This is a genomic window from Paracoccus sp. J56 (genome assembly GCF_019633685.1).
Taxonomy (GTDB): domain Bacteria; phylum Pseudomonadota; class Alphaproteobacteria; order Rhodobacterales; family Rhodobacteraceae; genus Paracoccus; species Paracoccus kondratievae.
Genome location: NZ_JAFL01000002.1, coordinates 197,273 through 219,469, shown reverse-complemented (window position 1 = coordinate 219,469; position 22,197 = coordinate 197,273). Strand labels below are relative to the sequence as shown.

The following is a 22,197-nucleotide window of genomic DNA, read 5'->3' as shown; positions in this document are numbered from 1 at the left end:
GCCCGGATGCCTATCTGATGCACTTGGCGGAATCAGGACTGGCGCGATGGAACAAAAGTTCATCGAGGTTCGCGGCGCGCGCGAACATAATCTGAAGAACGTGGATATGGACATTCCGCGCGACAGGCTGGTGGTGATCACCGGGTTGTCGGGTTCGGGTAAATCGTCGCTCGCCTTTGATACCATCTATGCCGAGGGGCAGAGGCGTTATGTCGAAAGCCTGTCTGCCTATGCTCGGCAATTCCTCGACATGATGGGCAAGCCGGACGTGGACCATATTTCGGGCCTGTCTCCGGCGATTTCGATCGAGCAAAAGACCACCTCGAAAAACCCGCGCTCGACCGTCGGCACGGTGACCGAGATCTATGACTATCTGCGGCTGCTCTTTGCCCGCGCTGGCACGCCTTACAGTCCCGCGACCGGCCTGCCGATCGAGGCGCAGCAGGTTCAGGATATGGTGGACCGGGTGATGGAGATGCCCGAGGGTATGCGTGCCTATCTGTTGGCGCCCATCGTCCGAGATCGTAAGGGTGAGTATAAGAAAGAGTTTCTTGAGCTGCGCAAACAGGGCTTTCAGCGCGTAAAGGTGAACGGCCAGTTTTACGAGCTGGACGAGCCGCCGGTGCTGGACAAGAAATTTCGCCATAATATTGATGTGGTGGTTGACCGCGTCGTCGTGCGCGAGGGGATGGAGACCCGGCTTGCCGACAGTTTTCGTACCGCGCTGGATCTTGCGGACGGCATTGCCGTGCTTGAAACAGCCCCGGCGGAGGGGGAGCCGGAGCGGATTACCTTCAGCGAGAACTTCGCCTGCCCGGTCAGCGGCTTTACCATCCCTGAAATTGAGCCGCGGCTTTTCTCGTTCAACGCGCCTTTCGGGGCGTGCCCGGTCTGTGATGGGCTGGGGGTAGAGCTGTTTTTTGACGAGCGGCTGATTGTTCCCGATTCGGCGCTTTCGGTTGCGCAGGGGGCAGTTGCACCTTGGGCCAAGTCGAAATCGGCCTATCTGACCCAGACTATCAATGCGCTGGCCAAATTTTACGGGTTCGACAAGAAAACTGCCTGGAAAGATCTGCCCGAGGATGTGCGGCGGATGTTCCTGTACGGTTCTGGCACGGATGAGATCCCCTTCCGTTTTGACGATTCCGGCCGTGTTTATGAAGTAACGCGCCGGTTTGAGGGCGTAATCCCGAATATGGAACGTCGGCTGCGCGAAAGCGACTCGTCCTGGGTGCGCGAAGAGTTTGAGAAATATCAGAACAACCGTCCCTGCGGTTCCTGTAACGGCTATCGGCTGAAGCCCGAGGCGCTGGCCGTCAAGATCGCCGGCAGCCACATCGGCAAAGTCACCGAGCTGTCGATCAAAGAGGCGCTGGCCTGGGTGGAAGAAGCCCCCAACCACCTTACCAGGCAGAAAAACGAGATTGCTGCAGCCATTCTCAAGGAAATTCGTGAGCGTTTGGGTTTTCTGGTCAATGTCGGGCTTGATTACCTGACGCTCTCGCGCGCTGCTGGGACGTTGTCGGGTGGCGAAAGCCAGCGCATCCGGTTGGCCAGTCAGATCGGCTCAGGGCTGACGGGCGTGCTTTACGTGCTTGATGAGCCGTCAATCGGCCTGCACCAGCGTGACAATGACCGGTTGCTCGCGACGCTGAAGGGGCTGCGCGATCAGGGCAACTCGGTGCTGGTGGTCGAACATGACGAGGATGCGATTCGCCATGCCGATTATGTCTTTGACATTGGCCCGGGGGCAGGGGTGCATGGCGGACAGGTTGTCGCCAAGGGCACTCCGGCCGAGATTGCATCCGATCCCTCAAGCCTGACCGGGCAATATCTGTCCGGTGCCCGCCGGATCGAGGTCCCGGCTGAGCGCCGCAAGGGCAATGGCAAGGCGATTACCGTGGTCGGTGCCAGCGGCAACAATCTCAAGAATGTGACTGCCGAGTTCCCGCTTGGAAAGTTTGTCTGCGTGACCGGCGTTTCGGGTGGCGGCAAATCAACCCTGACTATCGAGACGCTGTTCAAAACTGCGAGCCTGCGACTGAATGGCGCACGCCAGACCCCCGCTCCCTGCGAGACGATCAAGGGGCTGGAGCAGCTGGACAAGGTGATCGACATCGACCAGCGCCCGATCGGACGCACGCCGCGTTCGAATCCCGCGACCTATACGGGCGCCTTTACCCCGATCCGCGACTGGTTCGCCGGTCTGCCCGAGGCCAAGGCGCGTGGCTACAAGCCCGGCCGGTTCAGCTTTAACGTCAAGGGTGGTCGCTGTGAGGCCTGCCAGGGCGATGGGGTTATCAAGATCGAGATGCACTTTTTGCCCGACGTCTATGTCACCTGCGAAACCTGCAAAGGCAAGCGCTACAATCGCGAGACACTGGAGGTGACCTTCAAAGGCAAATCCATCGCCGATGTGCTCGACATGACTGTTGAGGACGCGCAGGAGTTTTTCAAGGCCGTTCCCTCGATTCGCGAAAAGATGGATGCGCTGGTTGAGGTGGGGCTGGGCTATATCAAAGTCGGCCAGCAGGCGACGACCCTGTCGGGCGGCGAAGCGCAGCGGGTCAAACTGTCCAAAGAGCTGTCGCGGCGTGCCACCGGAAAGACGCTTTATATCCTCGACGAGCCGACGACGGGCCTGCATTTCGAGGACGTGCGCAAGCTGCTGGAAGTGCTGCACTCCTTGGTTGATCAGGGAAATACGGTGGTGGTGATCGAACATAACCTTGATGTGATCAAGACCGCCGACTGGATCATTGATATCGGGCCCGAGGGTGGCGATGGCGGCGGACGCATTGTCGCCACCGGGACTCCGGAAGAGGTGGCAGAGGTTCCTGAAAGCCACACTGGCCGCTATCTGGCCCCGATGCTTGAGGCGGCGCGCAGCCGCGCTGCGGAATGAGCGCCATCCTCTGGCAGCGTGTCGAAGGCGCGGGGTTGGCTCTTGCCGGGTTGCTGATCGCGGCTCAGGCCGCTCCGGGTTGGGGCTGGCTGATCTGGCTGGCGGTGCTGTTTGCGCCTGATCTCAGCATGGTGGGCTATCTGGCCGGGCCGCGGGCCGGGGCCGTGCTGTACAACCTGGGTCACCTATATGCCCTGGCCTTTCTTATGATGGTTCTGGGCGTGGCGCTGGGATCGACGGGGCTGATTGCAGGGGGCGGTCTGTGGCTTGCCCATATCGGACTGGATCGGGCGCTGGGGTATGGGCTGAAAGAGCCTTTAGGCTTTCGCAACACTCATCTCGGCCAGATCGGCCGAAAAGTTGAGTAAAACACCTTATAGTATCTTTTGACGCATTTCGCGTTTTTGCTGCCATGCGCGGGCCGTAAAGCCGGTGTGAAGCGGGGTCCTACCGTTGACCATATCCGCGACCGGGGATAAACGGACCCTAGCCAAACCCATCGCGGGGCGCCAGTCGGGTTCCTGCGAGTGAAAGGGAGCCCAATCCAGTGGAATATCTGCTGCAAGAATATCTGCCCATCCTGGTTTTTCTGGGAATGGCCTCGGCTCTTGCCATTGTCCTGATTCTGGCTGCCGCGATCATCGCCGTGCGCAATCCGGACCCGGAAAAGGTCAGCGCCTATGAATGCGGTTTCAACGCCTTTGACGACGCGCGGATGAAGTTCGACGTCCGCTTTTATCTGGTGTCGATCCTGTTCATCATCTTTGACCTCGAAGTGGCCTTCCTGTTCCCGTGGGCGGTCAGCTTTGCCAGCCTGTCGGATGTGGCCTTCTGGGGTATGATGCTTTTCCTGGGCGTTCTGACCGTGGGCTTTGCCTATGAATGGAAGAAAGGGGCGCTGGAATGGGCGTGATGACCGGAGCCAATACGGCCGGCGTCGATCGTGAATTCGCCACGGCCGAGCTGAACCGCGAGCTGCAGGACAAGGGCTTCCTGCTGACCACGACCGAGGACATCATCAACTGGGCCCGCAACGGCTCGCTGCACTGGATGACTTTTGGTCTGGCCTGCTGTGCAGTCGAGATGATGCAGACCTCGATGCCGCGCTATGACCTTGAACGGTTCGGGACCGCGCCGCGGGCTTCGCCGCGCCAGTCGGACCTGATGATCGTCGCGGGTACCCTGACCAACAAGATGGCCCCGGCTCTGCGCAAGGTTTATGACCAGATGCCCGAGCCGCGCTATGTCATTTCGATGGGCAGCTGTGCCAATGGCGGTGGCTATTACCATTATTCCTATTCGGTGGTGCGCGGCTGCGACCGTATCGTGCCGGTGGACATCTATGTTCCGGGCTGCCCTCCGACCGCCGAAGCGCTGCTTTACGGCATCCTGCAACTTCAGCGCCGCATCCGGCGTACCGGCACGCTGGTGAGGTGAGCCATGTCTCAAACCATCTCTGACGAAACGCTGCAGGAACTGGCCGAGCATATCTCGCTGCGCCGCGAAAGCGACGTGATCTCGACTGAGATTGCGTTTGGCGAACTGACAGTGAATGCGACGCTGTCGGGCGTGCTCGGGCTGATCGAATTTCTGCGCAACGATCCGAACTGCCGCTTTTCAACGCTGATCGACATTACTGCGGTCGACAACCCGGCACGTCCGGCGCGTTTCGACGTGGTCTACCACCTGCTGTCGATGTATCAGAACCAGCGCATTCGGGTGAAAGTTCAGGTGCGCGAGGATGAGCTGGTCCCGAGCCTGACCGGGGTTTTCCCCGGCGCCGGCTGGTATGAGCGCGAGGTCTTTGACCTGTTCGGCATCCTGTTCTCGGGCCATCCCGACCTGCGCCGGATCGTGACCGACTACGGCTTTCGTGGCTATCCGCTGCGCAAGGACTTCCCCACCACCGGCTATGTCGAGGTGCGCTGGAACGATCTTGAAAAGCGCGTGGTCTATGAGCCGGTGAATCTGGTTCAGGAATACCGCCAGTTCGACTTCCTGTCTCCGTGGGAAGGCGCGAAATACGTGCTTCCGGGTGACGAGAAGGCGCCGGAGGCAAAGAAGTGACCGCAGTCGCGCAGCAGGGGCTGCGCGCTCCGCATCGGATTTGAGGGCTGACCATGGACGGCGACATCCGCAAGAACAGCTATGACGACGGCTCGGTGGACGCCCTGACCGGCGAACAGAGCATTCGCAACTTCAACATCAACTTCGGTCCGCAGCACCCGGCCGCCCACGGCGTGCTGCGCATGGTGCTGGAGCTGGACGGCGAGGTCGTCGAGCGTGCCGACCCGCATATCGGCTTGCTGCATCGCGGCACCGAAAAGCTGATGGAGAGCCGCACCTATCTGCAGAACCTGCCCTATCTGGACCGGCTAGACTATGTTGCGCCGATGAATCAGGAGCATGCCTGGTGTCTGGCGATCGAGCGGCTGACCGGCACGGCGATTCCGCGCCGTGCAAGCCTGATCCGGGTGCTTTACTCGGAAATCGGTCGGATTCTGAACCACCTGATGGGCATCACCACCGGCGCAATGGACGTCGGCGCGCTGACCCCTCCGCTGTGGGGGTTCGAGGCGCGTGAAGAGCTGATGGTCTTTTACGAACGCGCCTGCGGCGCACGCCTGCACGCGGCCTATTTCCGGCCGGGCGGAGTGCATCAGGATCTGCCGCCCGATCTGCTCGATGATATCGAAGAATGGTGCGAGCGTTTCCCGAAGCTGGTCGATGACCTCGACACCCTGCTGACCGAGAACCGGATTTTCAAACAGCGCCTTGTCGATATCGGCATCGTGACCGAAGAGGACGCGCTGAACTGGGGCTACACCGGTGTCATGGTGCGCGGCTCGGGCCTTGCATGGGACCTGCGGCGCGCGCAGCCCTATGAATGCTACGACGAGTTCGACTTCCAGATCCCGGTTGGCAAGAACGGCGACTGCTATGATCGCTATCTGTGCCGCATGGCCGAGATGCGCGAATCGTGCAAAATCATGAAGCAGGCAGTGCAAAAGCTGCGTGCTGAGCCGGTTGGGGACGTTCTTGCCCGTGGCAAGCTGACCCCACCGAAACGCGCCGACATGAAACGCGACATGGAAGCTCTGATCCACCACTTTAAGCTTTACACCGAGGGCTTCCGTGTCCCGGCGGGCGAGGTCTACGCCTCGGTCGAGGCGCCCAAGGGTGAATTCGGCGTCTATCTGGTGGCCGACGGCACCAACAAGCCGTGGCGAGCCAAACTGCGCGCGCCCGGTTTCGCGCATCTGCAGTCGATCGACTGGATGGCGCGCGGCCATATGCTGGCCGACGTTCCGGCGATCATCGCCACGCTCGACATCGTTTTCGGAGAGGTTGACCGCTGATGCTGCGCCGTCTGTCCCCCATCCAGCCTGACTCGTTCGAGTTCACGCCTGCGAACCTCGAATGGGCCCGTGCCCAGATGACCAAATACCCGGAAGGTCGCCAGCAATCGGCGATCATCCCGGTCCTGTGGCGCGCGCAAGAGCAAGAAGGTTGGCTAAGCCGTCCGGCCATCGAATATTGCGCCGACCTGCTGGGCATGCCCTATATCCGGGCGCTTGAGGTCGCGACCTTCTACTTTATGTTTCAGCTGCAACCGGTTGGTTCGGTTGCCCATATTCAGGTTTGTGGCACCACCACCTGCATGATCTGCGGGGCCGAGGATCTGATCCGGGTCTGCAAGGAAAAGATTGCGGCCGAGCCGCACACGCTTTCCGCCGATGGCCGTTTCTCATGGGAAGAGGTCGAATGCCTTGGCGCCTGCACAAACGCGCCCATGGCTCAGATCGGCAAGGATTTCTACGAGGATCTGACGGCAGAGAAACTGGCCGAACTGATCGACCGTATCGCGGCTGGCGAGGTGCCGGTACCGGGGCCGCAGAACGGCCGCTTCTCGGCCGAACCTCTGGGCGGTCCGGTGGCGCTTGCCGATCTGAAGGGCGGCGAGGCTTATAACGGCAGCGTCGCGCGTGCGGTCCAGCTGGGCGAAACGATCAAGCGCATCGACGGGACCGAGGTTCCGCTCTCGACGCCTTGGCTTGCCGCGCGCAACGACGCCTGAAAGGAAAGAGGAGCAGTCGGGTCACGATGGAACGGGCAGAGTGCAACAGGAACTGCTGGATCTCGGCGGCAATCACCGGGGTCGTGGTGCTGTTGTTCACCTCGGGCCTTGGTGAGCTGCACTGGTTCGCCGGTCTGTTCCTTGGTCTCGTGACCTTTGCTCTGTTCGGTGCGCTGATGGTCTGGCTGGTTTGTCACGACCGGCCCGAACTGTTTGAGGATGGCCGCCAGGGAATGACCGGCACCGATTGGCAGCGCGCCGCCGCAGACAGTCAGCCGGAAAGGCTGGTCGTCAGTGGCTCACTTGGCCCAGAGTGCGATGATACCGGCGCGCAGATACCAATCGTCGCCGGTGCCTTGCCGGGGCAGGGGATTTCGGAGCAAGTGCTTGACCCTGTCAATGAATCGACAGCAACGGTGATCCCGGGTGACGAGCGCCGCGATGATCTGCGTCGGATCAAGGGTATCGGGCCCAAACTTTCGGACTGGCTGAACGCCAATGGCGTGACCCGCTATGAGCAGATCGCCGGTTGGGACAAGGCCCGGATTGCCGGATATGCCGAGCGGCTGGGCCGTATGGGCGGGCGGATCGAGGCTGACGACTGGGTTGGTCAGGCGCGACTTTTGGCGGCGGGGGGTGAGACCGAACACTCTCGCCGCGTCGATAAGGGCGAGGCCAGTTGATGGCGCGCCAAACAGGACATCAGACGTCGCAGGGGCCCGGTGCCGCTGCGGCGGATGCCCGGCAGATGCGTCTGGTCGCGGTGGTGATCGCCGTGACCATGGTGCTGTGGCTGGGGGTGCAATGGTTGGGCGGTCAGAGGGACTGGCCCGCGAAATACGCCTTTCTCGCCGATCTTGTGGCGATTGGGGCCTTGATCTGGTCGCTTTTGGTGACCTGGCGGATCTGGCGGCGGCGCAATGCGTCCTCGCAGGGACAAGGATGAGACGATGCTGAACGATCAGGACCGGATCTTTACGAATATCTATGGCATGGGCGACCGCAGCCTTGCCGGCGCGAAAAAGCGCGGCTGCTGGGACGGCACCGCCGCCATCATCGCCCGCGGGCGTGACAAGATCATTGATGAGGTCAAGGCCTCGGGTCTGCGCGGTCGCGGCGGCGCGGGCTTCCCGACCGGGATGAAATGGTCCTTTATGCCCAAAGAGTCGGACGGCCGTCCCTCTTATCTGGTCATCAACGCCGATGAATCCGAACCGGCGACCTGTAAGGACCGCGAAATCATGCGCCACGATCCGCACACGCTGATCGAGGGTGCGCTGATCGCGAGCTTCGCCATGGGTGCGAATACCGCCTATATCTACATCCGGGGCGAGTTCATCCGCGAACGCGAGGCGCTGCAGGCTGCGATCGACGAATGCTATGATGCGGGTCTGCTGGGCCGTAACGCCGCTGGTTCGGGCTGGGATTTCGACCTGTTCCTGCATCACGGCGCCGGTGCCTATATCTGTGGTGAGGAAACCGCGCTGCTTGAATCGCTGGAAGGCAAAAAGGGCATGCCGCGCATGAAGCCGCCGTTCCCTGCAGGGGCGGGGCTTTACGGTTGCCCGACCACGGTGAACAACGTCGAATCCATCGCGGTGGTGCCGACCATCCTGCGTCGCGGGCCCGAGTGGTTTGCGGGCTTTGGCCGTCCGAACAACGCCGGGGTCAAGCTGTTCGGTCTGACCGGCCATATCAACGCGCCCTGCGTGGTCGAAGAGGCCATGTCGATCCCGATGCGTGAGCTGATCGAAAAGCATGGCGGCGGCGTGCGTGGCGGGTGGAAAAACCTCAAGGCGGTGATCCCCGGCGGCGCTTCTTGCCCGGTGCTGACCGCCGAGCAATGCGAAAACGCGATCATGGACTATGATGGCATGCGTGAGCTGCGCTCGTCCTTTGGCACGGCCTGCATGATCGTCATGGATCAGTCCACCGATGTGGTTAAGGCGATCTGGCGTCTGTCCAAGTTCTTCAAGCACGAAAGCTGCGGCCAGTGCACCCCCTGCCGCGAAGGCACCGGGTGGATGATGCGGGTGATGGAGCGTCTGGTTCGCGGCGAGGCAGAGATCGAAGAGATCGACATGCTTTTCGACGTGACCAAACAGGTCGAAGGCCACACCATCTGCGCGCTTGGCGACGCTGCCGCCTGGCCGATCCAGGGTCTTATCCGCAACTTCCGCGAAGAGATCGAGGATCGTATCAAGGCCAGGCGTACCGGCCGCATGGGCGCGATGGCGGCAGAGTAAGCGCATGTTCCGGGCTCCGCACCTCATGACAAAGCCGGCCCCCCTGGGGGAACGGCGGCGCATGTGCGGGTTGCTGGCCCATGCGATCACGCGGGTTTCAACCCAAACTGGCAAATCTTTCCGCCGGTCCCATGTTATGGCTGTAGGTCATAACGAGGAGGCTGCTGCCATGAAAAAAATCCTGCCCGTTGCATTGATTGCCGCGATGCTGTCGAGCCCTGCCGTGGCGCTTGAACCGCTGAGCCAGGAAAAATACATCAACGACCGCCTAATTGCGGCACGGATTGCCGACCGTATCCGCCGGACCTGTCCCAGCATCGACGGTCGCATCCTTTATGCCTATGGCGAGGCGCGCAAGCTTAAGCGCTATGCCGAGAAAAAGGGTTACTCACGCGCTCAGATCGACGCCTTTCTGGACAGCAAAGAGGATAAGAGGCGCATCTACGCCATTGCCGATGACTATCTGACCCGGAATGGCGCAAAGAAGAGCGAGCCTGAAACCTATTGCCGCATCGGTCGGCAAGAGATCGCACGTAATACCATTATTGGCAGCCTTTTGGTGGCGAAATGATGAGCTGGATGAACCGCATAGGTCTGACCCTGATGGCGGCGGCAGCGGCGGCGATGATCGCGGCTGATGCCTTTGCAGGCGAGCCGTCGCAGCCTTTCGCCCCGACGGCCGAGAAGTTCTATCTGAAGTTTTCGGTTTTTGCGCCGGCCGATATCAGATGCGATGCGACCGGACCGGGTGTGCGGACCAAGGTCAGCCGCAGCGTCACGGGCGCGCCGCTTTTGCGCATCACCGGCAATGCCTCGGATGCACAGATCCAGTGCTGGCGCCCGGATGGCAGCCGCTATACGACCGATGTTAACCGCAAGGTAAGCTATAACGCCGCTGGCGCCGTATGGGCGACGGTGATGCTGCAGACCGGGGGCGATGCTGCAAGCGTCATGGTCGAGCGTGATGGCGAACAGGACAGATTGGTGCCGACGATCTATTCCGGGGCCTTCGTAAAGGTACGGGAATGACGGCGCTCAGGACAACCAGGCCAGCCTTCGGCCAGCAATTGCATCGCATGGAACCTGACGGAGATCGGTCCGGCATGGTTTCCCGTCGCGAGGGATAAGGGAAGACAAGATGGCGGATCTTCGCAAGATCAAGATCGACGACAAGATTATCGAGGTCGATCCCAACATGACCCTGATCCAGGCCTGTGAACTGGCCGGAGTCGAGGTGCCGCGTTTCTGCTATCATGAGCGGTTGTCGATCGCCGGCAACTGCCGCATGTGCCTTGTCGAGGTCGTGGGCGGCCCGCCCAAGCCCGCCGCCTCTTGCGCGATGCAGGTCAAGGACCTGCGTCCCGGTCCCGACGGCGCGCCGTCCGAGATCCGCACCAACTCGCCCATGGTCAAGAAGGCGCGCGAGGGGGTGATGGAGTTCCTGCTCATCAACCACCCGCTTGACTGTCCGATCTGCGACCAGGGTGGCGAATGCGACCTGCAGGATCAGGCGATGGCCTATGGGATCGACTTCAGCCGCTATCGCGAGCCAAAACGCGCCAGCGAGGACCTGAACCTTGGTCCGCTGGTTGAAACCCATATGACACGCTGTATCAGCTGCACCCGCTGCGTGCGCTTTACCACCGAGGTCGCGGGCATCACCCAGATGGGTCAGACCGGTCGTGGTGAGGATTCCGAGATCACCAGCTATCTGAACCAGACGCTGGAATCGAACATGCAGGGCAATATCATCGACCTTTGCCCTGTCGGTGCGCTGGTAAGCAAGCCCTATGCCTTTACTGCCCGTCCGTGGGAACTGACCAAGACTGAATCGATCGACGTCATGGACGCGCTGGGGTCAAACATCCGCGTTGATACCAAGGGCCGCGAAGTGATGCGCATCCTGCCACGCAACCATGATGGCGTGAACGAGGAGTGGATCAGCGACAAGACCCGTTTCGTCTGGGACGGTCTGCGCCGCCAGCGTCTCGACAAGCCCTATATCCGCGAAAACGGCCGGCTGCGTCCGGCAAGCTGGCCCGAGGCGCTTGAGGCTGCTGCGCGTGCCATGCAGGGCCGCAAGGTGACGGGCCTGATCGGCGATCTGGTCCCGGTCGAGGCGGCCTTCAGCCTTAAGCAACTGGTCGAGGGGCTGGGCGGTCAGGTGGAATGCCGCACTGACGGCGCGCGCCTGCCGATCGGCAATCGTTCAGCCTATGTCGGCACGGCGCGGATCGGGGATATCGACTGCGCCAAGCGCATTCTGCTGATCGGCACCAACCCGCGCGAAGAGGCTCCGGTCCTGAACGCCCGCATCCGCAAGGCGTGGACGCAGGGCGCTCAGATCGCGCTGATCGGCGAGCCGGTCGATCTGACCTATGAATACCATCACTTTGGCAATGATCGCGCCGCGCTGGCCAAGCTGCAGGACGAGGATCTGTCGAACAAGGATGGCACCCCGGGTATCGTCATCGTCGGGCAGGGTGCCCTGCGCGAAGCCGATGGAGAGGCTGTGCTGGCCCATGCCATGCGCATCTGCGAGCAAGGCGACTGCAGGCTTCTGGTGCTGCATACGGCGGCAAGCCGCGTTGGCGCCATGGATGTCGGTGCGGTGACCGAGGGCGGGCTGATCGCCGCCATTGAGGGGGCCGAGGTGATCTATAACCTCGGTGCGGATGAGGTCGATATCGCCCCCGGTCCTTTCGTGATCTATCAGGGCAGTCATGGTGATCGTGGCGCGCATCGCGCCGATATCATTCTGCCCGGCGCCTGCTATACCGAGGAAAACGGCCTGTTCGTAAACACCGAAGGCCGGCCGCAACTGGCGATGCGCGCCAATTTTGCGCCGGGTGAGGGCAAAGAGAACTGGGCGATCCTGCGGGCACTTTCGGCTGAACTGGGCAAGACCCAGCCTTGGGACAGTCTTGCCGGCCTGCGTCGCAAGCTGATCGAGGCCGTGCCGCATCTTGCCCAGATCGATCAGGTGCCGCAGAACGAATGGCAGCCGCTTGATCGCTTTGATCTGGGGCAGGCAAGCTTCCGCTATGCGATCAAGGACTTTTATCTGACCAACCCGATCGCGCGTTCGTCGCCGTTGATGGGCGAGCTTTCGGCAATGGCCGCGGCCCGCAGGGCTCCGGCTCTGGCGGCGGAGTAACGCGATGCGACCCCGCCTTGCATTGCTGCTCATCGGTATCGGCGCGCTTGGCCTGCTGGCGGCCTGCAGCGAGGATAAGGGTGCCGCGCGTCCGCAGCCCAAGCCGCCCGAACTGGGCGTGGCTGTGCTGCAAAGCGATGCGGGATCGCCCAACAAAAAGGTCCTGACCCGGGGCCGGATCTCGACCAAATCGGGAGAGATCCTGATTCTCGAACCTGACGGGTCAGTGACTGAGATGGCACTGGACAGCCCCGAGGGGCGTAACGCCTTTGCTGTGAGCGAGGCCGATCTTCTGGCGCTGAATGCAAACCTGGAGCTGGACCTGTCTGGTCTGCCGGATATGGGGCCGGTCAAGCCGCGCGAACCGACGGCGCAGGAAAAGGCACTGGCCGATTTTGCTGCGCGGACCCGTCCGCTGCGGCTGAATCTGCCTGCGACATTCGAGGCTGATCCCAAGGATTATCAGGGTGCGCAGGTCGCAACGCTTGGAAACGGGCGCAAGGGTGAAGACAGTCTGGTCGAAGTGACCGCAAACCTTCGCCCCGGGGTGGACGGCGGCACCGCCTTCGCCTATGCCACATGCGCGCTGGCCAGCTGGGCCGAGGCGAAAGGGACGCTCTATGCCCGCCACATTCGCACGCTCCGGGACAAGCGCAACGGCAAGATGGTCGTCGGCTCGGTGTTCACCCTTTCCGAGAAAAAACCGATGGGCCTGACGGTGATGACAACGAAAGAGACCTTGCAGGAATGCAAGGCACGCGGCATTCCCGCGGCGTGATGAGAGGGACGAAAGATCATGGCTGAATTCTGGGCCTCGCCCTACGGTTTCGCACTCAGCCTGCTCTTGCAGGGTCTGGCGGTCATCGCCTTTGTCATGGGTTCGCTGATCTTCATGGTCTATGGCGACCGCAAGATCTGGGCGGCTGTTCAGATGCGCCGCGGCCCGAACGTCGTTGGCCCCTGGGGTCTGTTGCAGACCTTTGCCGACGCGATGAAATATGTCTTCAAGGAAATCGTCGTCCCGGCCGGTGCCGACAAGTTCGTCTATTTCCTGGCGCCGTTTCTGTCGATGATGCTGGCGCTGTTTGCCTTTGTCGTCATCCCGTTCGATGATGGCTGGGTGATGGCGAATATCAACGTCGGCATCCTGTTCATCTTTGCCGCCTCCTCGCTTGAGGTTTATGGCGTTATCATGGGCGGCTGGGCCTCGAACTCGAAATACCCGTTCCTTGCTTCGCTGCGGTCTGCGGCACAGATGATCTCGTATGAGGTGTCGCTGGGTCTGATCATCATCGGCGTTATCATTTCGACCGGCTCGATGAACCTGACTGCCATCGTTGAGGCACAGCGCGGTGACTACGGTCTGCTGAACTGGTACTGGCTGCCGCACCTGCCGATGGTCGTGCTGTTCTTTGTCAGCGCACTTGCCGAATGCAACCGCCCGCCCTTCGACCTCGTCGAGGCGGAATCGGAGCTGGTCGCGGGCTTCATGACCGAATATTCGTCGACGCCCTACCTGCTGTTCATGGCCGGTGAATACATCGCCATGTATCTGATGTGCGCGCTGCTTTCGCTGTTGTTCTTTGGCGGCTGGCTGTCGCCGGTGCCCTTTATCGCCGACGGCTGGTGGTGGATGGTCATCAAGATGTGGTTCTGGTTCTACATGTTCGCCATGGTCAAGGCGATCGTGCCCCGGTACCGCTATGACCAGCTGATGCGGATCGGCTGGAAGGTGTTCCTGCCCCTGTCGCTGGGCTGGGTGGTGCTGGTGGCGATCCTGTCGCGCTATGAAGTTCTGGGCGGTTTCTGGGCCCGCTTCACGGTCGGAGGGTAGGCCATGTATGCCAACAAGCTAGCCGAGGCATTCGCCAAAGCCAGTGAGACCGACAAGGTGGAACTGGCACATTTCCTCGCCAACAATCTGGACAGTGCAGAGCAGGCGAAAAGCAGTGCCCGTGTCCGGGAATATGTCGCCGCGTTCGACCGTTTCGCGGCTCCCAGAGAAGGGGAGCAGTTCTGATGGCCTTTGATTTCGCCCGTGCCACCAAATATTTCCTCATGTGGGATTTCATCAAAGGCTTTGGCCTTGGGATGCGTTACTTTGTTTCGCCCAAGCCGACGCTGAACTATCCCCACGAAAAGGGCCCGCTGTCACCGCGTTTCCGGGGCGAGCACGCGCTGCGTCGCTACCCGAACGGTGAAGAGCGCTGCATCGCCTGCAAACTGTGCGAAGCGATCTGCCCGGCGCAGGCCATCACCATTGATGCCGAGCCGCGTGAAGATGGTTCGCGCCGCACCACGCGCTATGACATCGACATGACCAAATGCATCTACTGCGGCTTTTGCCAGGAGGCTTGCCCGGTTGATGCCATCGTCGAGGGGCCGAACTTCGAATACGCGACCGAGACCCGCGAAGAGCTGTTCTACGACAAGCAAAAGCTGCTTGCGAACGGTGAACGCTGGGAGGCCGAAATCGCCCGCAACCTGCAACTGGATGCGCCCTACAGATGACCGACGCTTTCGCCCGGCTTTTCGCGCAGATGATGGCTTCGGGCCAGGAGATGGCGCGCGCCATCAATCCTGCGCTTGAACATCTCGACATGCGCAGCCTTGAAAAGCTGGTGCCGACGATTCCTGCCGACATGCTGGAAATGTGGTTCGGCAAGACTTTCAACCGCGAGGGGCTGGACGCCAAGACGCGCCTGCTTCTCACCATAGGCGCGATCACCGTTCAGGGTGCGCTGGCCGAGCCGCAGCTGCGCATGACCATCCGTCAGGCGCTTGCGGCCGGTGCCACGAAACGCGAGATCGCCGAGACGATCTTTCAGATGAGCATGTTCGGCGGGCTGCCTGCGATGCAGAAGGCGCTTGAAGTTGCCCAGAGCGTCTATGCCGAGGAGGACGAGGAATGATGACCTTCGCTTTCTACCTGTTCGCCATCAGTGTCTGCGTTGCGGGCTTCATGGTGGTGATCGGCCGTAACCCGGTGCATTCGGTGTTGTGGCTTATCCTTGCTTTCCTTGCTTCGGCGGGCCTCTTTGTGCTGCAAGGCGCGGAATTCGTGGCCATGCTGCTGGTCGTCGTCTATGTCGGCGCGGTGGCGGTGCTGTTCCTGTTCGTGGTGATGATGCTCGATATCGACTTTGCCGCGCTCAAGGGCGAGCTGGCGCGTTATCTGCCGCTTGCACTGGTGATCGGCGTCGTGCTTTTGGCGCAGCTGGGCATTGCGTTTTCGGGCTGGGTGCCTTCGGAAAGCGCCGAGGCGCTGCGCGCTGCGCCTGTGGACCCGACGGTTCAGAACACCTATGGGCTGGGCCTCGTGATCTATGACCGCTATGTGCTGATGTTCCAGCTTGCCGGTCTGGTGCTGCTGGTCGCGATGATCGGGGCGATCGTGCTGACCATGCGTCACCGCAAGGACGTCAAGCGTCAGAACGTGCTTGAGCAGATGTGGCGCGACCCGGCCAAGACACTGGAGCTGAAGGATGTGAAGCCGGGGCAGGGCCTCTGAAGCGCCCTTAGGGCCACCTAGCCAATTCGGGCCGCCTGCGCGGCCCATACAGCGAACGGATATTCAACGGGTGAACGACCCGGAGGGACCAGGACGATGATCGGATTGACTCATTATCTTGTTGTGGGGGCGATACTTTTCGTCACCGGCATTTTCGGGATCTTTGTGAACCGAAAGAACGTCATCGTCATCCTGATGTCGATCGAGCTGATGCTTCTGGCGGTAAACATCAATTTTGTCGCATTTTCGACCCATCTGGGCGACCTGGCTGGTCAGGTCTTTACGATGTTCGTGCTGACCGTGGCCGCTGCCGAGGCTGCCATCGGTCTGGCGATCCTGGTCGTCTTCTTCCGCAACCGCGGCACCATCGCGGTGGAAGATGTTAACGTGATGAAGGGATAAGCGGTCATGGAAAAGTTTGTCCTCTTCGCGCCCCTCGTCGGGTCGCTGATCGCCGGTCTTGGCTGGCGCGCGATCGGCGAAAAGGCCGCGCAATACCTGACCACAGGGCTGCTGTTCCTTGTCTGCTTTGCCAGCTGGTACCTGTTCCTGTCGTTTGACGGGGTGGTACGCCATATCCCGGTGCTCGACTGGGTGGTGACCGGCGATTTCCACGCCGAATGGGCCATCCGCCTCGACCGGCTGACCGCGATCATGCTGATCGTGGTGACCACGGTTTCGGCGCTCGTCCATACCTACTCGCTGGGCTATATGGCCCATGACGACAACTGGACGCATGACGAGCATTACAAAGCGCGTTTCTTCGCCTATCTGTCCTTCTTTACCTTCGCCATGCTGATGCTGGTGACGGCCGACAACCTGTTGCAGATGTTCTTTGGCTGGGAGGGCGTTGGCGTCGCCTCCTACCTGCTCATCGGCTTTTACTATAAAAAGGCCAGCGCGAATGCGGCGGCGATGAAGGCTTTCATCGTCAACCGTGTCGGCGACTTTGGCTTCCTGCTTGGGATCTTTGGCATCTATTGGCTGACCGACTCGGTTCAGTTCGATGCGATCTTTGCCCGGGTGCCCGAACTTGCGCAGACCAGCCTGCATTTCCTGTGGCGTGACTGGAACGCGGCGAACCTGCTGGGCTTCCTGCTCTTTATCGGCGCAATGGGGAAATCGGCACAGCTGCTGCTGCACACCTGGCTGCCCGACGCGATGGAAGGTCCGACCCCGGTTTCGGCCCTGATTCACGCTGCGACCATGGTGACCGCCGGGGTGTTCCTTGTCTGCCGTATGTCGCCGCTTTACGAATTTGCGCCTGATGCGAAGAACTTCATCGTCATCATCGGTGCGACCACGGCTTTCTTTGCTGCGACCGTCGGTCTGGTCCAGAACGACATCAAGCGCGTCATCGCCTATTCGACCTGTTCGCAGCTGGGTTATATGTTCGTGGCAGCCGGTGTCGGCGTCTATTCGGCGGCGATGTTCCACCTGCTGACCCACGCCTTCTTCAAAGCGATGCTGTTCCTTGGCGCCGGTTCGGTGATCCACGCCATGCACCATGAACAGGATATGCGGAATTATGGCGGGCTGCGGAAAAAGATTCCGCTGACCTTCTGGGCGATGATGATCGGTACCTTTGCCATCACCGGCGTCGGGATTCCGCTGACCCATATCGGCTTTGCTGGTTTCCTGTCGAAGGACGCGATCATCGAAAGCGCCTGGGCGGGCAGCAGCTATGCCTTCTGGATGCTGGTCATCGCGGCCTGCTTCACCAGCTTCTACAGCTGGCGGCTGATCTTCCTGACCTTCTACGGCAAGCCGCGCGGCGATCATCATGCCCATGACCATGCGCATGAAAGCCCGCCTGTGATGACCATTCCGCTGGGCGTTCTGGCGATTGGTGCGATCTTTGCCGGTATGGTCTGGTATGGTCCGTTCTTTGGCGACCATCACAAGGTGACGGAGTATTTCCACATCGCCGGCTCGCATGAAACGGCCGAAGGCGTGGGTGGGGAACACGCGACCGCCGAAGCGCCGGCTGAGCCTGCTGTCGCCGATGCTGCCGAGGGTGAGGCTGCGGCCGAGACCGCTCATGCTGCGATCGAAGCTCCGGTTGGTGGTGCGATCTATATGCATCCTGACAACCACACCATGGATGAGGCGCACAATGCCCCGGCCTGGGTCAAGGTTTCGCCCTTTATCGCCATGGTGATCGGACTGTTCACGGCCTGGATGTTCTACATCGTCAATCCGTCGCTGCCTCGGCGGCTGGCGGCCCAGCAACCGGCGCTGTATCAGTTCCTGCTGAACAAGTGGTACTTCGACGAGATCTACGACTTCATCTTTGTCCGGCCGACGAAATGGCTTGGCCGACTGCTGTGGAAGGGTGGCGATGGCGCCGTAATTGACGGCACGATCAACGGCCTGGCCCTGGGTTTGATCCCGCGGCTGACCCGTGCGGCGGTCCGGGTGCAATCGGGCTATCTGTTCCACTACGCCTTCGCGATGGTTCTGGGCATCGTGGGCTTGCTGATCTGGGTGATGATGCGGGGCGCGCACTGACATGACGAACCTTCTTTCTATCATCACCTTCCTGCCGATTGTTGCCGCCATCATCATGGCGCTGTTCCTGCGGGGTCAGGACGAAGCTGCTGCGCGCAATGCCAAATGGCTGGCGTTGCTGACCACGACGGCGACCTTTGTGATCTCGCTCTTTGTGCTGTTCCGGTTTGATCCTGCGAATACGGGCTTCCAGTTCGTCGAGGATCACCCCTGGATCATGGGGCTGCGCTACAAGATGGGCGTGGACGGCATTTCGGTGCTGTTCGTGCTGCTGACCACCTTTATGATGCCGCTGACCATTCTTTCGACCTGGAACGTCGGAGATAAGGTCAAGGAATACATGATCGCCTTCCTCGTGCTTGAAGGGCTGATGATCGGCGTATTTACCGCGCTGGACCTCATCCTCTTCTACCTGTTCTTCGAGGCGGGTCTGATCCCGATGTTCCTGATCATTGGGATCTGGGGCGGCAAGGATCGCATCTACGCCAGCTTCAAGTTCTTCCTCTACACCTTCCTTGGCTCGGTGCTGATGCTGGTGGCGATGATCGCGATGTATCGCATCTCGGGCACGACCGATATCGTCGCGCTGCTGCAGTATGAATTCCCGTCCGAGAATTTCCGCCTGCTTGGCATGACCGTAATCGGCGGCACGCAAATGCTGCTGTTCCTGGCATTCTTTGCCAGCTTTGCGGTCAAGATGCCGATGTGGCCGGTTCATACTTGGCTGCCTGACGCGCACGTTCAGGCACCGACCGCCGGTTCGGTCCTGCTGGCCGCGGTGCTGCTGAAGATGGGCGGTTACGGCTTTCTGCGCTTCAGCCTGCCCATGTTCCCGGTCGCCAGTGCTGTTGCCCAGCCCTATGTGTTCTGGCTGTCCGCCATTGCCATCGTCTACACGTCGCTGGTGGCGCTGGCGCAGTCGGACATGAAGAAGGTCATCGCCTATTCCTCGGTCGCGCATATGGGTTACGTGACCCTGGGGATATTTGCCGCCAATCAGGTTGGTGTCGACGGCGCGATCTTCCAGATGCTGTCGCACGGCTTTGTCTCGGGCGCGCTGTTCCTTTGCGTCGGGGTCATCTACGACCGCATGCACACGCGTGAGATCGACGCCTACGGCGGCCTCGTGAACCGGATGCCGGCCTATGCGGCGGTGTTCATGTTCTTTACCATGGCGAACGTGGGCCTGCCCGGCACCTCGGGTTTCGTGGGTGAATTCCTGACGTTGATGGGTACTTTCCGCGTCAATACCTGGGTGGCGCTGGTCGCGACCACGGGCGTGATCTTCTCGGCCGCTTATGCGCTGTGGCTTTATCGCCGCGTGACGCTGGGCCAGCTGATCAAGGAAAGCCTGAAGTCGATCACCGACATGACCCCGCGCGAGCGTTGGATCTTTGTGCCGCTGATTGCGATGACGCTGATCCTCGGTGTCTATCCGCGGCTCGTTACCGATGTGACCGGTCCGGCCGTCTCCGCGCTTCTTCAAGACTACAACCAGAGCCAGCCAGCGGCACCCGTTGCCGCGGTTCAGGCCAGCCACTAGGGGGCAGACATGACCTCGCTCGACTTCTCGACCATTCTGCCCGAGGTGGTTCTGGCGGTTTACGCGCTTGCCGCCCTGATGGCCGGGGCCTATCTCGGCAAGGACAGGCTGGCGCGGACGCTGCTGTGGCTGACTGTCGCGGCCTTTCTGATCGTCGCGGCCATGGTTGGTCTTGGCAATCGCACCGATGGCACCGCCTTCCATGGCATGTTCATCGACGATGGCTTTTCGCGCTTTGCCAAGGTGGTGACGCTGGTTGCTGCTGCCTGCGTGCTGGCGATGAGTGCTGATTACATGCAGCGCCGTAATATGCTGCGCTTTGAGTTCCCGATCATTGTCGCTCTGGCGGTGCTGGGGATGATGTTCATGGTCTCGGCCGGTGACCTGCTGACGCTCTATATGGGGCTGGAGCTGCAATCGCTTGCGCTTTACGTCGTTGCCGCCATGCGCCGCGACTCGGTTCGCTCGTCCGAGGCGGGGCTGAAATACTTTGTTCTGGGCTCGCTTTCGTCGGGCTTGCTGCTCTATGGCACCTCGCTGATCTACGGCTTTGTCGGCACCACCGGGTTCCAGGGCATCATTGCGACCATCTCGGCCGGACATCTGTCGCTTGGCGTGCTGTTCGGGCTGGTGTTCATGCTGGTCGGTCTGGCCTTCAAGGTTTCGGCCGTGCCGTTCCACATGTGGACGCCGGATGTCTATGAGGGCTCGCCGACCCCGGTGACCGCCTTCTTTGCGACCGCACCCAAGGTCGCCGCCATGGCGCTGATCGCCCGGCTGGTCTTTGACGCCTTCGGTCATGTCATCTCGGACTGGAGCCAGATCATCGCGGCGCTGGCGGTGATGTCGATGTTCCTTGGCTCGATCGCCGGGATCGGCCAGACCAATATCAAACGGCTGATGGCCTATTCTTCGATCACCCATATGGGCTTTGCGTTGGTCGGGCTCGCGTCCGGCACCGTGATCGGGGTGCAGAGCATGCTGCTCTATATGACCATCTATTCGGTGATGAACATCGGCACTTTCGCTTTCATCCTGTCGATGGAACGTGACGGGGTTCCGGTGACCGATCTTGCCGCGCTGAACCGTTTTGCCTGGACCGACCCGGTCAAGGGGCTGGCGATGCTGGTCCTGATGTTCAGCCTTGCCGGTGTGCCGCCGACCCTTGGCTTTTTTGCCAAGCTGGGCGTGCTGACCGCAGCGGTCGACGCGGGCATGGGTTGGCTTGCCATCGCCGGTGTCATCGCCTCGGTTATCGGTGCCTTCTACTATCTGCGCATCGTTTACTACATGTATTTTGGTGCCGAGAGTGAAGGCATCACCAGCCGCATGGGCGCGGTGCAATATCTGGCATTGATGGTGCCGGCGCTGGTGATGCTGGTCGGCGCGGTCAGCATGTTCGGTGTCGATGCCGCTGCCGGTCGTGCCGCCGAGACTCTGGTAGGTCCGGTGGCCGCTGCCGAGCAGCCGGCCGAGTCTGCGCAAGGTGAGTGATACCTGGCCCGAAGGCGTGGCCCGCCATGTGCTGGCCCGCGTCGACAGTACCAATGCCGAGGCGCTGAGGCTGGCGCCCGGCCTCTCAGGTCCAGCCTGGGTGATGGCCCGCGAGCAATTCGCGGGCCGTGGTCGTCGCGGCCGGGACTGGGTGATGCCCGCCGGGAATTTCGCCGCGACCTTGGTAACCCGGCCCAGGGGTGGGGCGCTGGTCGCGGCACAACTGTCCTTTGTTGCGGCGCTGGCGCTTTATGATGCGCTTGGTGACGCCTGCGGCCCCTCAGTGCGGCTGGCGATCAAATGGCCAAATGACGTGTTGCTGAACGGTGGCAAGGTCGCCGGCATTCTTTTGGAAAGCGCGGGATCCGGTCCCGGCATACAGGCTGTTGCGGTCGGGATCGGCGTCAATCTGGCGGATGCTCCGGATGCGGATCTGGTCGGGCCGGGGGCAGTTCCGCCTGTTTCGGTCAAAGGTGAGACCGGCCATACCGTCGCGCCCGAGGATTTTCTGGACCTGCTCGCCCCTGCTTTCGCGCGTTGGCAGGATCAGCTTGAAACCTACGGCTTTGGGCCGATCCGCAACGCCTGGCTTGCGCGCGCCGCCCGGCTGGGTGAGCCGATCATCGCTCGTGCTGGCACCAACGAAAGCCACGGTATCTTCGAAGGCATTGACGAAAGTGGCGCGCTGATCCTGCGCGGCTCTGACGGGCGGCAGGTTATTCCCGCCGCCGATGTGTATTTCAGAGGCTAGC

23 protein-coding genes and 1 pseudogene are annotated in these 22,197 nt (G+C 61.2%); all 24 read left to right on the top strand.

Features of this window, described 5'->3' with window-relative positions; genetic code table 11:
- Positions 1–46 precede the first annotated feature (46 nt).
- The 24 genes and pseudogenes from uvrA (at position 47) to M511_RS02470 (ending at position 22,196) form a co-directional block, all read left to right on the top strand.
- Positions 47–2,905, top strand: a complete 2,859-nt coding sequence (gene uvrA / locus M511_RS02585; RefSeq protein WP_010392961.1) for an excinuclease ABC subunit UvrA — start codon at positions 47–49, stop codon at positions 2,903–2,905.
- A complete protein-coding gene (locus M511_RS02580; protein WP_010392959.1) occupies positions 2,902–3,273 on the top strand; it encodes a DUF4260 domain-containing protein in 372 nt (123 codons plus the stop codon). Before uvrA ends, M511_RS02580 begins: the two co-directional genes overlap by 4 nt.
- Positions 3,274–3,452: 179 nt before the next feature.
- Positions 3,453–3,818, top strand: a complete 366-nt coding sequence (locus tag M511_RS02575; RefSeq protein ID WP_010392956.1) for an NADH-quinone oxidoreductase subunit A — start codon at positions 3,453–3,455, stop codon at positions 3,816–3,818.
- On the top strand, positions 3,809–4,342 hold the full coding sequence (locus M511_RS02570; RefSeq protein ID WP_010392952.1) for a NuoB/complex I 20 kDa subunit family protein: 534 nt from the start codon (positions 3,809–3,811) through the stop codon (positions 4,340–4,342). Before M511_RS02575 ends, M511_RS02570 begins: the two co-directional genes overlap by 10 nt.
- Positions 4,343–4,345: 3 nt before the next feature.
- Positions 4,346–4,972: an NADH-quinone oxidoreductase subunit C gene (locus M511_RS02565; RefSeq protein WP_010392949.1), complete on the top strand. Its 627-nt coding sequence runs from the start codon at positions 4,346–4,348 to the stop codon at positions 4,970–4,972.
- Between the two features lie 53 nt (positions 4,973–5,025).
- Positions 5,026–6,264: an NADH-quinone oxidoreductase subunit D gene (locus tag M511_RS02560; protein ID WP_010392947.1), complete on the top strand. Its 1,239-nt coding sequence runs from the start codon at positions 5,026–5,028 to the stop codon at positions 6,262–6,264.
- Positions 6,264–6,971: pseudogene (gene nuoE / locus M511_RS02555) on the top strand (NADH-quinone oxidoreductase subunit NuoE); the annotation flags it as partial. The gene M511_RS02560 and the pseudogene nuoE, both read left to right, overlap by 1 nt.
- A 38-nt stretch (positions 6,972–7,009) precedes the next feature.
- On the top strand, positions 7,010–7,666 hold the full coding sequence (locus M511_RS02550) for a hypothetical protein (protein WP_085501279.1): 657 nt from the start codon (positions 7,010–7,012) through the stop codon (positions 7,664–7,666).
- Positions 7,666–7,929: a DUF5337 domain-containing protein gene (locus M511_RS02545; protein ID WP_085501278.1), complete on the top strand. Its 264-nt coding sequence runs from the start codon at positions 7,666–7,668 to the stop codon at positions 7,927–7,929. The genes M511_RS02550 and M511_RS02545 overlap by 1 nt, the downstream gene beginning before the upstream one ends.
- Positions 7,930–7,933: 4 nt before the next feature.
- Positions 7,934–9,229, top strand: coding sequence for an NADH-quinone oxidoreductase subunit NuoF (gene nuoF / locus M511_RS02540; protein ID WP_010392940.1), 1,296 nt, complete (start codon positions 7,934–7,936; stop codon positions 9,227–9,229).
- A gap of 169 nt (positions 9,230–9,398) precedes the next feature.
- On the top strand, positions 9,399–9,800 hold the full coding sequence (locus tag M511_RS02535; protein ID WP_010392937.1) for a DUF5333 domain-containing protein: 402 nt from the start codon (positions 9,399–9,401) through the stop codon (positions 9,798–9,800).
- Positions 9,801–9,808: 8 nt separating this feature from the next.
- Entirely contained in the window at positions 9,809–10,258 is a 450-nt protein-coding gene (locus M511_RS02530) for a hypothetical protein (RefSeq protein WP_010392935.1), read from the top strand.
- Positions 10,259–10,367: 109 nt separating this feature from the next.
- Positions 10,368–12,386 (top strand): NADH-quinone oxidoreductase subunit NuoG, encoded by a 2,019-nt coding sequence (nuoG, locus tag M511_RS02525; protein ID WP_085501277.1) that lies wholly within the window; start codon positions 10,368–10,370, stop codon positions 12,384–12,386.
- A gap of 4 nt (positions 12,387–12,390) precedes the next feature.
- Complete coding sequence (locus M511_RS02520) at positions 12,391–13,164, top strand: hypothetical protein (protein WP_010392930.1); 774 nt, start codon at positions 12,391–12,393, stop codon at positions 13,162–13,164.
- An 18-nt stretch (positions 13,165–13,182) separates the two neighbouring features.
- Positions 13,183–14,220, top strand: a complete 1,038-nt coding sequence (gene nuoH / locus M511_RS02515) for an NADH-quinone oxidoreductase subunit NuoH (RefSeq protein ID WP_010392929.1) — start codon at positions 13,183–13,185, stop codon at positions 14,218–14,220.
- A 3-nt stretch (positions 14,221–14,223) separates the two neighbouring features.
- Positions 14,224–14,406 carry a hypothetical protein gene (locus tag M511_RS02510; protein WP_010392926.1) on the top strand — a complete coding sequence of 61 codons (183 nt, stop codon included), beginning with the start codon at positions 14,224–14,226 and terminating at the stop codon, positions 14,404–14,406.
- Positions 14,406–14,897 (top strand): NADH-quinone oxidoreductase subunit NuoI, encoded by a 492-nt coding sequence (gene nuoI, locus M511_RS02505; RefSeq protein WP_010392924.1) that lies wholly within the window; start codon positions 14,406–14,408, stop codon positions 14,895–14,897. The genes M511_RS02510 and nuoI overlap by 1 nt, the downstream gene beginning before the upstream one ends.
- Entirely contained in the window at positions 14,894–15,298 is a 405-nt protein-coding gene (locus tag M511_RS02500) for a carboxymuconolactone decarboxylase family protein (protein WP_010392922.1), read from the top strand. Before nuoI ends, M511_RS02500 begins: the two co-directional genes overlap by 4 nt.
- Positions 15,295–15,897: an NADH-quinone oxidoreductase subunit J gene (locus tag M511_RS02495; protein WP_010392920.1), complete on the top strand. Its 603-nt coding sequence runs from the start codon at positions 15,295–15,297 to the stop codon at positions 15,895–15,897. Before M511_RS02500 ends, M511_RS02495 begins: the two co-directional genes overlap by 4 nt.
- Before the next feature lie 96 nt (positions 15,898–15,993).
- The gene (gene nuoK, locus M511_RS02490; protein WP_010392916.1) at positions 15,994–16,299 is read left to right on the top strand and encodes an NADH-quinone oxidoreductase subunit NuoK; all 306 of its coding nucleotides are present in this window, start codon (positions 15,994–15,996) and stop codon (positions 16,297–16,299) included.
- A 6-nt stretch (positions 16,300–16,305) separates the two neighbouring features.
- Positions 16,306–18,408 carry an NADH-quinone oxidoreductase subunit L gene (gene nuoL / locus M511_RS02485; protein ID WP_085501276.1) on the top strand — a complete coding sequence of 701 codons (2,103 nt, stop codon included), beginning with the start codon at positions 16,306–16,308 and terminating at the stop codon, positions 18,406–18,408.
- Position 18,409: 1 nt separating this feature from the next.
- Entirely contained in the window at positions 18,410–19,951 is a 1,542-nt protein-coding gene (locus M511_RS02480) for an NADH-quinone oxidoreductase subunit M (protein ID WP_010392899.1), read from the top strand.
- A 9-nt stretch (positions 19,952–19,960) separates the two neighbouring features.
- Complete coding sequence (gene nuoN / locus M511_RS02475) at positions 19,961–21,445, top strand: NADH-quinone oxidoreductase subunit NuoN (RefSeq protein WP_010392897.1); 1,485 nt, start codon at positions 19,961–19,963, stop codon at positions 21,443–21,445.
- Positions 21,438–22,196 (top strand): biotin--[acetyl-CoA-carboxylase] ligase, encoded by a 759-nt coding sequence (locus tag M511_RS02470; RefSeq protein WP_010392896.1) that lies wholly within the window; start codon positions 21,438–21,440, stop codon positions 22,194–22,196. Before nuoN ends, M511_RS02470 begins: the two co-directional genes overlap by 8 nt.
- The last annotated feature ends 1 nt before the right edge of the window (position 22,197 follow it).